The sequence below is a fragment of the Microbacterium sp. genome, from assembly GCF_026393345.1.
In the GTDB taxonomy this organism is placed as follows: Bacteria; Actinomycetota; Actinomycetes; order Actinomycetales; family Microbacteriaceae; genus Microbacterium.
Map to the genome: position 1 here is coordinate 53,827 of NZ_JAPLAI010000011.1, position 11,332 is coordinate 65,158.

7 protein-coding genes and 2 pseudogenes are annotated in these 11,332 nt (G+C 67.3%); 6 read left to right on the forward strand and 3 right to left on the reverse strand.

From position 1 onward, the window contains the following. Positions 1-45 precede the first annotated feature (45 nt). The 3 genes and pseudogenes from NT132_RS01625 (at position 46) to sucB (ending at position 4,672) form a co-directional block, all read left to right on the forward strand. Positions 46-1,499: pseudogene (locus NT132_RS01625) on the forward strand (leucyl aminopeptidase). 1 nt (position 1,500) lies between these two features. Beyond that, positions 1,501-2,865 (forward strand): dihydrolipoyl dehydrogenase, encoded by a 1,365-nt coding sequence (gene lpdA, locus NT132_RS01630; protein WP_297783807.1) that lies wholly within the window; start codon positions 1,501-1,503, stop codon positions 2,863-2,865. Between the two features lie 52 nt (positions 2,866-2,917). Continuing rightward, the gene (sucB, locus tag NT132_RS01635) at positions 2,918-4,672 is read left to right on the forward strand and encodes a 2-oxoglutarate dehydrogenase, E2 component, dihydrolipoamide succinyltransferase (protein WP_297783810.1); all 1,755 of its coding nucleotides are present in this window, start codon (positions 2,918-2,920) and stop codon (positions 4,670-4,672) included. Positions 4,673-4,681: 9 nt separating this feature from the next. On the opposite strand, the gene NT132_RS01640 is transcribed toward sucB, so the two are convergent. After that, entirely contained in the window at positions 4,682-5,905 is a 1,224-nt protein-coding gene (locus NT132_RS01640; RefSeq protein WP_297783813.1) for a hypothetical protein, read from the reverse strand. Between the two features lie 119 nt (positions 5,906-6,024). Here NT132_RS01640 and NT132_RS01645 point away from each other — a divergent pair, with 119 nt between their 5' ends. After that, complete coding sequence (locus NT132_RS01645; RefSeq protein ID WP_297783815.1) at positions 6,025-6,732, forward strand: DUF4191 family protein; 708 nt, start codon at positions 6,025-6,027, stop codon at positions 6,730-6,732. 28 nt (positions 6,733-6,760) lie between these two features. Here NT132_RS01645 and NT132_RS01650 read toward each other — a convergent pair whose 3' ends face one another. After that, the gene (locus tag NT132_RS01650) at positions 6,761-7,162 is read right to left on the reverse strand and encodes an RDD family protein (protein WP_297783817.1); all 402 of its coding nucleotides are present in this window, start codon (positions 7,160-7,162) and stop codon (positions 6,761-6,763) included. A gap of 133 nt (positions 7,163-7,295) precedes the next feature. On the opposite strand from NT132_RS01650, the gene glnA reads away from it, so the two are divergent. Further along, the gene (glnA, locus tag NT132_RS01655; RefSeq protein ID WP_297783819.1) at positions 7,296-8,720 is read left to right on the forward strand and encodes a type I glutamate--ammonia ligase; all 1,425 of its coding nucleotides are present in this window, start codon (positions 7,296-7,298) and stop codon (positions 8,718-8,720) included. A 170-nt stretch (positions 8,721-8,890) separates the two neighbouring features. After that, positions 8,891-10,507, forward strand: a complete 1,617-nt coding sequence (locus NT132_RS01660; RefSeq protein ID WP_297783821.1) for a methyltransferase — start codon at positions 8,891-8,893, stop codon at positions 10,505-10,507. On the opposite strand, the pseudogene NT132_RS01665 reads toward NT132_RS01660, so the two are convergent. Next, positions 10,489-11,332, reverse strand: a pseudogene (locus NT132_RS01665) (bifunctional glutamine-synthetase adenylyltransferase/deadenyltransferase); the annotation flags it as partial. The gene NT132_RS01660 and the pseudogene NT132_RS01665 overlap by 19 nt on opposite strands.

Here is an 11,332-nt window from a genome sequence, read left to right on the forward strand (position 1 = left end):
ACGCATACCTGCGGGCGGTTCGCAGGCTCGGCCTACGATGGGGGGATGCCGTATCCCGCGCTGTCCGTGACCGATTCCGACCTGCGCACCACCGGTGCCGATGCCGCCCTCCTGGTGATCCCGCCGCCGGCGGATCCGTTCTATGAGGACAAGACCTGGTCGGGCCTGGGCGCCCTGCTCGGCCGCGTCGGGTTCTCCGGCGCCGTAGGCTCCTACCTCCGGGTCGACGCCCCCGACGTCTTCGACGGCCCGCTCGCGGTCGTCGGATCCGGCAGCGACGCGGATGCGGCGGCCCTTCGCACCGCGGCGGGCTCCGGCATCCGACAGCTCACCGGCTTCGAGACGGTCGCGATCCTCGCCCCCGTGGCTCCCGACGCGGCGCCCGCGCTGCTGGAGGGCGCAGGCCTCGGCGGCTACCGGTTCGAGGGATACAAGCGCAGCGGGCCCGCGGGCCGCGCGTCGCGCGTGGTCGTGGTGGCGCCGCAGGCCTCCGCCGCCGATGCCACCGCCGCCGAGGTCGTCGCCTCCGCCGTGGCGCTGGTGAAGGACCTCACCTCGATCCCCGCCGAATGGCTCGGCCCGGACGACCTCGCCCGTCGCGCGGTCGCCGAAGTCGCCGACAGGTCACCGTCCTCGACGAGGTCGCGATGGCCGAACAGGGCTTCGGCGGCATCCTGGGCGTCGGTCAGGGATCCGATCGCCCGCCGCGCTTCGTGCGGCTCGACTACCGCCCGGCGGGCGCCGCGCGCCGCGTCGCCCTTGTGGGCAAGGGCATCACCTTCGACACCGGCGGGCTGTCGCTGAAGCCCGCCGCCTCGATGGTCGGCATGAAGGACGACATGTGCGGCGCCGCGGTGGTGCTCGCGGTGCTCCGAGCCGCCGCCCAGCTGGAACTGCCGGTCGGCGTGACCGCCTACCTCTGCATCTCGGACAACATGCCGTCGGGACGCGCGACCCGCCCGGGCGATGTGCTCCGGATGCTGGACGGCACCACCGTCGAGGTGTTGAACACGGACGCCGAGGGCCGCCTCGTGCTCGCGGACGGGCTCGTCGCCGCGAGCCGCGAGCAGCCGGACCTCATCGTCGACGTCGCCACCCTCACCGGCGCCATCATCACCGCGCTCGGCACCCGGCTCACCGGCGTCATGGGTGCGGACGACGCGGTCGCCGCCTACCTCGACGCCGCCGAGCGAGCCGGTGAGCCCTCGTGGCGACTGCCCCTGCCGGAGTACATGGAGGACGAGCTCGACTCCCCCATCGCCGACCTCGTGAACGCGAAGATCGGCGACCCTGCCGCCGGCTCGCTGTTCGCCGGCCTCTTCCTGCAGCGCTTCGTCGGCCGCGCGTCGGACGCGGACGACGCGCCTCGCATCCCGTGGGTGCACCTTGATATCGCCGGGTCCGGATGGCACAAGGGCGGCGCCTACGGATTCACCGAGAAGGGTGCCACCGGGGCCTCGGTCCGCGCGCTCATCGAGCTCCTCCGCGGGCAGGCCTGACATGGCAACCGACATCATCGTCCTCGGCGGCGGCAGCGCCGGGTACGCCGCCGCCCTCCGCGCCGCCGAACTCGGCAAGCAGGTCGTCCTGATCGAGCGCGACAAGGTGGGCGGCACGTGCCTCCACCGCGGTTGCGTGCCCACCAAGGCGCTGCTGCACGTCGCCGAGGTCGTCGACACCGTCGGCGAGGCCGCATCCGTCGGCGTGCGCGCGACCCTCGAGAGCGTTGACGTCGAGGCGATGCAGGCGTTCCGCCGCGGGATCGTCGCGAAGAAGCACAAGGGCCTCGAGGGGCTCCTCGCCGCCCGCAAGATCACCGTCGTCGTCGGCGACGGCCGGCTGGAGCAGCCGGGACGCGTCCGGGTCGGCGACGAGGTGTTCGAGGCACCCGACGTCATCGTGGCGACCGGCGCCCGCACGCGCGACCTGCCCGGCGTGACGACAGGTGGCCGCGTGCTCACCAGCGAGACCGCACTGGAGCTCGACGAGATCCCGGCCCGCGTCGTCGTGCTCGGCGGCGGCGTCATCGGCGTCGAGTTCGCCAGCATGTGGCGCTCGCTCGGCGCCGACGTCACGGTCGTCGAGGCGCTGCCGAGCCTCGTGCCGAACGAGGACGAGACGCTGCGGAAGGGCCTCGAGCGTGCGTTCCGCAAGCGCGGCATCATCGCCCGCATCGGCACACGGGTCGCGTCGGTGGCACAGACGGACACCGAGGTGACCGTCACTCTCGAGGATGACTCGGTCCTCACCGCCGACTACGTCCTCGTCGCGATCGGTCGCGTGCCCGCGATCGACGGGATCGGACTAGAGGAGGCCGGCGTCGGCGTCGAGCGGGGCTTCGTCGTCGTCGACGAGCAGCTGCGGACCGCCGCGCCCGGGGTGTGGGCGGTCGGCGACATCGTCGCCGGTCCGCAGCTCGCACACCGTGGTTTCCAGCACGGCATCTTCGTCGCGGAGCAGATCGCCGGCACGAACCCGACTGCGGTCCCCGACGAGAACGTCCCCCGCATCACGTATTCGCAGCCCGAGCTCGCCGCCGTCGGCCTCACCAAGGCGCAGGCCGAGGAGCGATTCGGGGCGGATGCGGTGGCGGTCGTCGACTACAACCTGGCCGGGAACGCGCGCAGCGAGATCCTCGGCACCGCCGGGAGCGTCCGTGTCGTCCGCCGTGTCGACGGGCCCGTCGTGGGCGTCCACATGATCGGTTCCCGCGTCGGGGAACTCATCACGGAGGCCCAGCTCATCATCGGATGGGAGGCGCATCCCGAGGACGTGAAGCCGTTCCTCCACGCGCACCCGACCCAGAGCGAAGCACTCGGCGAGGCGCTTCTGGCCCTCGCCGGGTCGCCGTTGCACACGCTCTGACCTGCACAGATCACTAAGCTAGACAGACATCGTTTTAGAAGGAGCAAATGCCATGAGCACTTCCGTGGTCCTCCCCGCTCTCGGCGAGAGCGTCACCGAGGGAACGGTCACCCGCTGGCTCAAGAACGTCGGCGACACCGTCGCGGTGGACGAGGGCCTGCTCGAGATCTCGACCGACAAGGTTGACACCGAGATCCCCTCGCCGGTCGCCGGCGTCATCGAGGAGATCCTCGTGCAGGAAGACGAGACGGTGGAAGTCGGTGCGATCCTCGTGAAGATCGGCGACGGCTCTGGCGCCGCCTCCGAGCCTGCCGCGCCCGCCGAGGAGCCCGCCGCCGCCGCGGAGGCTCCGGCCGAGCCCGAGCCCGAGGCCGCCCCCGAGCCCGAGCCCGCTCCTGCGCCTGCCGCTCCCGCTCCCTCCGCATCCGGTGGCCACGAGATCGTGCTTCCCGAGCTCGGTGAGAGCGTCACCGAGGGCACCGTGACCCGCTGGCTCAAGCAGGTCGGTGACGAGGTCGCCGTCGACGAGCCGATCCTCGAGATCTCGACCGACAAGGTCGACACCGAGATCCCGTCGCCCATCGCCGGCGTGCTGCAGGCGATCCTGGTGCAGGAAGACGAGACCGTCGAGGTCGGCGCCGCGCTCGCCCGGATCGGCGATGCCGCGCCCGCCGCGGCCGAGGCAGCCCCCGAAGCGCCCTCCACGGAGAAGCCTGTCGAGGTCGAGCAGGCCGAGGCGCAGTCCGCCCCGGCGACGGCCGCACCGGCTGCTGCTCCTTCGCCTGCCGCGACGCCCGCACCCGCTGCCGCTCCTGCGCCTGCTACGCCCGCCACTCCCGCCCCCAGCGCGTCTGCTCCTGCCGCAGCGCCGGCAGACGCGGACGACGACGGCCCCACCTACGTCACGCCCCTGGTTCGCCGCCTCGCGCAGCAGCAGGGCGTCGACCTCGCGACGGTGAAGGGCTCCGGCGTCGGCGGTCGCATCCGCAAGGAGGACGTGCTGAAGGCGGCCGAAGCCGCATCCGCTCCGGCCGCATCCGCTGCTCCCGCCGAAGCCGCCACACCCGCCGCGCCCACGCTCGAGGTCTCGCCGCTGCGCGGCACGACCCAGCCGATGTCTCGACTGCGGAAGGTGCTGGCCGAGCGTGCCGTCGCCTCCATGCAGCAGACCGCGCAGCTGACCACGGTCGTCGAGGTCGACGTCACCAAGCTCGCGAACTACCGCGACCAGGTGAAGGGCGATTTCCTCGCCAAGACCGGCGACAAGCTGTCGTTCCTGCCGTTCTTCGCCCTCGCTGCCGCAGAAGCCCTGAAGGCGTACCCGGTGATCAACTCCACCGTCGACGGCGATCAGATCGTCTACCCGGCCTCGGAGAACCTGTCCATCGCGGTCGACACCGAGCGTGGCCTGCTCACGCCGGTCGTCCGTGATGCGGGTGACAAGACCATCGCGCAGATCGCTCACGAGATCGCCGATCTCGCCGCCCGGACGCGGTCGAACAAGCTGAAGCCGGACGAGCTCGCCGGTGGCACCTTCACACTGACCAACACGGGTTCGCGCGGCGCGCTGTTCGACACCCCGGTGGTCTTCCTGCCGCAGTCCGCCATCCTCGGCACCGGCATCGTGTACAAGCGCCCCGGCGTGGTGACGGTCGATGGCAAGGACGCGATCTCGATTCGCTCCTACGTGTACCTCGCGCTGTCGTACGACCACCGTGTCGTCGACGGTGCGGATGCGGCCCGCTTCCTGTCCGCCGTCAAGGCGCGTCTGGAAGCCGCGGACTTCGCCGGTTCCCTCGGCGCCTGACGCATCCGATCACGGCTGGTCCGCGACGTCATAGACGTCGCGGACCAGCCATTTTCCGTCTCGGGCGACGATGAGAACGATCTGACCTGCCGCGTCGGCATCGACACGGACCACCGCGATGCCGCCGAGATCATCGATGAGCGTCGCCTGCGCATCGACCGCGTCGACGGCGGGACCGGCAGGGAAGGTCTTCGCCGGATCTTCCACCAGCCCCGCGCGGCAGGAGGCGTCGTTCCCGCAGGCGCGCAGCCCGGACATCAGTGTCATGGCCACCGCGGCGAGATCGTCGCCGGCGGTGGCCGCCACACCCGATGGGGCCGCATCATCCGCCGACTCCCCGGTCGCCTCCGGTTCGGCGGCTTCGCCCGGCCGGGCCGGGCTGGGCGAAGCAGAGACGGCGACCTGTTGCGGCGCCGGCGACCGCTCCGGCCACGTGAGGCCTACCCCGAGGACGATCATCGCCGCGACCGCCGCGGTGCCGATCACCAGGGGCCGCCGGCGTAGCCGTGAGCGCCGAACCATCCGCCACAGCCCGGTGCCCGCATCGGACATGCGTTCTCGCGCGCCTCGGGCGCGGACCCGGGCGGGCCGGGATGTCGGCGCGCCGGATGCGGATGCGGCGCCGCGTCTCCGGTCCCGGCGCGACGATCCCGGTGCGTCCGGTCGGGCCCGCACCGCGCTCGCACGACCGAGGGTGAACACCCGCTCTTCCCACCCGGTGAGCGGAAGCGGGTCCGAGTCCTCCAGCTCCGCGGCGAGCTGATCGAAGAGCGGCTGATCGTCGCCTATGCCGAGGGCCCGGAGCAGGTCCGCAGCGGCGGGACGAATCGGCTGCGCTCCCGCGACCGGGACGAACAGCGGACGACCCTCCGGGCTCAACCACCATTGCCCGGTCATCTCCGGATCTGCCGCAGCGATGCCGCGGAGCATGCTGATCGCCAGCGTGATCGCGCCGCCGATCCCCTCGACCGGGACGGGGAGCGCCGGGAGGGCGACCGGCGGCATGAGCACCAGGTGGCCCGTCGGCGTGCGGAAGACCTCCGTCGGCCGGGCGAGGTGGTCGGCCGGCGCCCCGAACGCGCCGGATGGCAGCAGTTCCGCATCCACGAGCAGTGCCGTGGTCTCCCCGACGCGGACCATCCCCGCCGGCCAGGGCGCGGCAGGCGGGCCGACGTGCCGCAGGATTTGCGGCACACCGGCGGCCAGCGGGTCGACCGGGGCAGCATCCATCACTCCGTCAGGCTGCGTCGCCGTGCGCCGGATGCGGGGACGGGCGGCCGCATCCGTGCACGATCGACATCCCGTCACCGACTGGGGAGGAGAGGTGGGCGCCGCGCCGGTAGGCTGGAGGTATGGCCCGCAGCACGACCCCGGAGAAGCGTCCTGGCTTCTTCTCTCAGCTCAAGACCCTCTTCCGATTCACGAAGGAGGAGTACAGCTGGCTGCCCTGGCTGCTGGCGGGCATCCTCGTCGTCGGCGTCGCCCTCGGCGTCGCGGTGGGATCGTTCATCCCGCCCTTCGCCATCTGGAGCATCATCCTCTGGGGCGTCACCGGCCTGCTGGTCGGTGTGCTTGCCGCCCTCATGACCATGACGCGGCTGTCGACCACCGCGATGTACCGCAAGATCGACGGCATGCCCGGCGCCGCGGGTCACGTGCTGAGCACCTCCCTCGGACGCAACTGGCAGTCGAGCGAGATGCCCGTCGGTGTGAACCCGCGCACGCAGGAAGCGGTCTACCGCGCCATCGGCCGCGGCGGCGTCGTCGTCGTCGGCGAAGGCGCCCGCGGACGTCTGACCCGCCTGGTCGCCGACGAGCGGTCCAAGGTCACCCGCGTCGCCTCCGGTGTCCCCGTGACCGTCATCTACGTCGGACACGGCGAAGACGAGGTCGAGATCAGCCAGCTCGCGAAGACCATCAAGAAGCTGCCGAAGGCCATCGACCGCACCACCATGGCGGCCGTCATCAAGCGCGTCGAGTCGGTCTCGCAGTCGCTGTCGTCGCTGCCGATCCCGAAGGGCATCGACCCCACCAAGGTTCGCGCGCCGCGACCCCGCTGAGCCGAGTCTCCCCCGGACTCGCCGCGGGTCAGCCGCGGATGAGGACGGTTCCTGCGGCCTTGTCGTGCAGGCCCCGCTGATCCGCGTCCCAGATCACCGCCGGGATCACCAGCACCAGCAGGACGGTGCGGACGATGGGGCGCCACAGGCCCACCCAGGCACCGTCGACGCGCACCAGGCGGAGGCCCAGGATGCGGTGGCCCGGGCTCCCGCCCAGCAGCGGCAGGAACACGACCTGGACGATCGCGAAGATCGCCATCGTCGCCCAGCTGTCGTACGAGAAGAACGCGATCGAGATGATCGTCGCGCAGGCCCAGTCGATCGCCAGCGCCCCGAGACGGCGCCCGACCCGGGCGACACTCCCCCGTCCGGTGTTCGGAAGACCCAGTCGTTCGCCGGGATAGCTGGATTCTGCGGGGGTTTCGGGCACGGAGTCAGCCTAAACCGGCACGCGTAACATGCCGGAAACATAAGAGACACCGCCGGGCAATGCCCCCCGGATACGGTCGAGGGAGCCCGCCCTGGCGGGCGGAATTCCCGAATGCCCTACCTCTGGAGTCTCCATGTTCAGTGATTCATCCGAGGTGCTCAAGTTCATCAAGGACGAGGACGTCAAGTTCCTCGACATCCGGTTCACGGATCTGCCTGGTGTCCAGCAGCACTTCAACATCCCCGCATCGACTGTCGACGAAGAGTTCTTCACCGTCGGCCAGTTGTTCGACGGTTCCTCCATCCGGGGATTCGCGAACATCCACGAGTCGGACATGCAGCTGATTCCGGACGTGTCGACGGCGTACGTCGACCAGTTCCGCGAGGCGAAGACCCTCGTGATGATCTTCGACATCTACAACCCGCGCAACGGCGAGATCTACCACAAGGACCCGCGTCAGGTCGCCAAGAAGGCCGAGAAGTACCTGGCCTCCACCGGCATCGCCGACACCGCGTTCTTCGCCCCCGAGGCCGAGTTCTACATCTTCGACGACGTCCGCTACGAGGTCACGCAGAACTCGAGCTTCTACAAGGTCGACTCCGAAGAGGGCGCCTGGAACACGGGTCGTGAAGAAGAGGGCGGCAACCTCGCCAACAAGACCCCGTACAAGGGTGGCTACTTCCCGGTCAGCCCGGTCGACAAGACCGCCGACCTGCGCGACGACATCACGCTCAACCTGATCGAGTCCGGGTTCATCCTCGAGCGCTCGCACCACGAGGTCGGCACCGGTGGTCAGCAGGAGATCAACTACCGCTTCGACACCATGGTCCACGCGGCGGACGACATCCTGAAGTTCAAGTACATCGTCAAGAACACGGCCGACCAGTGGGGCAAGGTCGCGACCTTCATGCCCAAGCCGCTCTTCGGCGACAATGGCTCGGGCATGCACTGCCACCAGTCACTTTGGAAGAACGGCGAACCTCTATTCTACGACGAGCGTGGTTACGGAGGCCTATCCGACACAGCGCGCTGGTACATCGGTGGCCTGCTGCATCATGCACCGTCGCTGCTGGCATTCACCAACCCGACGGTCAATAGCTACCACCGTCTGGTGCCTGGCTTTGAGGCGCCCGTGAATCTGGTCTACTCAGCCCGCAACCGCTCCGCTTGCATCCGAATCCCCGTAACCGGGAATTCGCCCAAGGCCAAGCGCATTGAGTTCCGCGTGCCGGATCCGTCCAGCAATCCTTATTTGGCCTTCTCCGCCCAGTTGATGGCTGGTCTGGACGGCATAAAGAACCGGATCGAGCCACACGCACCCGTCGACAAGGATCTCTACGAGTTGCCGCCCGACGAGATGGCGAACATCCCTCAGGTGCCCGGCTCCCTGCCTGCCGTCCTTGACGCTCTCGAGGCCGATAGCGAATACCTGCAGGCTGGCGGGGTCTTCCCAGCCGACCTGATCGAGACGTGGATCGACTACAAGCGCACCAATGAGATTGATCCCATCCGGTTGCGTCCGCATCCGCACGAATTCGAGCTCTATTACGACATCTAGTTCCCTTCGTTCAGCAATCCCACAGGTTCCCTTTCGCGTCGATTCGCCTCGCGCCCAAGGGGAAGGGGGGCGGGTCATTTCGGTGGCCCGCCCCCCTTTTTAACTGACCTGGAATCGTCAAGGTATTCCCCCGATGACAAGTCGGCGGTTGGCTGGGGGATGATCTGATTATGAACCGGCGAACCATCGGTTGGATGCTAGTCGCAGTACAGGCGCTGATGCTTGTGGTTCTCCTCATCCTGCCCTTGCGGCCATGCACTCCCCCGTGGCTTGTCGTCGGAGGCCTGCTGTTCATCGGCGGGGTGGCGATCGGGATTCTCGCCCTCCGGCAACTCGGGCCAGCCCTCACCCCCACGCCAGTGCCGAAACCGGCAGCCGATCTGCAGACCGAGGGTATCTACCACTGGGCTCGGCACCCGATCTATTCAAGCGTCATGGTGCTCACCCTTGGTCTGGTCGTGGCCGCCGGTTCCGCATGGAGCCTATGTTGGTGGGTACTGCTGGTCTGTTTCTTTGCCATCAAATCCCGCTGGGAGGACACCCTCCTAGCCGAAGGTCACGGCCAGGCTTGGCTTGATTGGGCGGAGAAGACCGGGCCCTTCTTCCCGCACCTCCCCCGAGCCATCACCAGAGGACTGCTCATCACTCTCACGGTCATCGTATGGAGCTCATCCTTCTGGACAGGTTTCACTTTCCAGCAGACCTACGCAGAATCCGATGGCGAGCCCAAGGAGGTGATTATCGCCACGTGGATGAGAGACAACAATATGGGCCCCGTGGTGGCCCAACTTGAGAATCTCTACTACACCTACATCAACACTCCGCAAATCGGCGGACAACCGACTGTCTCAGCTGACCTGACAGCCGAGGATTCTGCCGGTGTCGAACCTATGCAGCCTGTGCCCAGTGCCTCTGCGCAGGCAACTGTTGCACCTGAGGTTAAGCACCTCGACCCCCCGCCACCGATCATCTCCCCGGTCAGCATGCCAGAGCCAAAGGAGGGGCTGTGGCAGCCGGTCGGCAGCCATGTTGCTGGAATCCCTGCCATCTATGTCACCCGAGTCCGCGCCGATGACGTCCACACCAGTTATTTCGCCTCTGCTATGTGGATCGACACTACCCTCGCAACCGCCATGTTTATCCCGGGTTATCAGGAACCCGGTGGGCCAAACCCCTTTGATGGAGCACTGCCCAAGGAGGACTGGCCCATTGTGCTGGCGAACTTCAACGGGGCATTTCGTCTTGCCGACACTATGGCGGGGTACTATTACGGAGGGGAGATGGTCAAGCCGCTGGTAAACGGCAAGGCGAGTACGGTTATATACAAGGACGGCAGCATCAAAATCGGCAAATGGGGCCACGGTCTCCAGATGAGTGATCAGGTGCAGTCCGTACGTCAGAATCTGAATCTCATCGTCGACAAGGGTGAGTCCAAGGTCTCGAGTGCGACCGACAATGTCGTCTGGGGGGCGACCACCGACAAGGAGAGTCTCGCCTGGCGATCTGCTATCGGCCAACGATCTGATGGCAGCATTGTCTATGTTGGATCCCCGTATCTCTCAGCAGCTGGCCTAGCCAACACCCTCGTTGGCGCCGGTGTTCAGGAGGCGATGGTTCTCGACATGAACAACTGGTGGACGGCTGGTTTCTACTTCCGACATCGCAAGGATGGATCCCCTCTTTGCCGTAAACTTGAACCCTCCATCGCCGAAAGCTGCGATCGGTTTCTACTGCCCTACAAAAGGGATAGCTACCAATTCCTCGCGAATCAGCCGGTCTCACCGTAGAACAATCTTTCAACGACGAGTCGAGCCCGTCGAGTCACTCGCCGGTAGTCCTCAATCAGACGATGGGAATCGGTGGTTGGGTAGCCGAGCACATAACCGACCGCCATAAGCTCGCGTGATTCGGTGGGAAGCACGTCAGATGCTCGTCCTCGCACCAGCATGATGGCATTACGCACTGAGGTGGCAAGACGCCACGCATCGCGCAGTTGCATGGCATCGGAGCTTTCGATATACCCTAATGTCTCTGCCGCTGCGAGTGCATTAAGGGTTGATGTGGTCCTCAACTCTCGGTGGATGTGACCATGCTGCATCTGCAGCAGTTGCACCGCCCATTCAACATCACTGAGGCCACCGCGACCGAGTTTGGTGTGCAAGGTCACATCCGCACCACGTGGCAGCCTCTCGGCCTCCATTCTTGCCTTCAGTCGGCGGATCTCCCGCACCTGCTCATTGGGAACACCCAATGCGGGATAGCGCAGTGGATCAATGAGCTTGGTGAACTGCCTCCCCAATTCAGCATCACCAGCCACCGGCTGGGCACGAAGCAGCGCCTGAGCTTCCCAGGGAGACGACCACCGACCATAGTAGGCCTCATAGGAGGATAAAGAACGGACGAGAGGGCCCTGCCTGCCCTCAGGCCTGAGATCGGCATCTACGTCCACCGGTGGGTCATTCGAGGGTGTCATCAGGAGTCGGCGAAATTCATTTGCCACCGCAAACGCTGCTGAGTTGGCCTCGGTCTCATCCGCGCCAGCAGCCGGGTCGTAGACAAACATTACGTCGACATCACTTCCGAGACCTAGTTCGTGACCGCCGAAGCGGCCC

What these genes read in the sequence shown, in the direction of transcription:
- lpdA (WP_297783807.1), top strand. Translation starts at nt 1,501, where the DNA reads ATGGCAACCGACATCATCGTCCTCGGCGGCGGCAGCGCCGGGTACGCC.
- sucB (WP_297783810.1), top strand. Translation starts at nt 2,918, where the DNA reads ATGAGCACTTCCGTGGTCCTCCCCGCTCTCGGCGAGAGCGTCACCGAG.
- NT132_RS01645 (WP_297783815.1), top strand. Translation starts at nt 6,025, where the DNA reads ATGGCCCGCAGCACGACCCCGGAGAAGCGTCCTGGCTTCTTCTCTCAG.
- glnA (WP_297783819.1), top strand. Translation starts at nt 7,296, where the DNA reads ATGTTCAGTGATTCATCCGAGGTGCTCAAGTTCATCAAGGACGAGGAC.
- NT132_RS01660 (WP_297783821.1), top strand. Translation starts at nt 8,891, where the DNA reads ATGAACCGGCGAACCATCGGTTGGATGCTAGTCGCAGTACAGGCGCTG.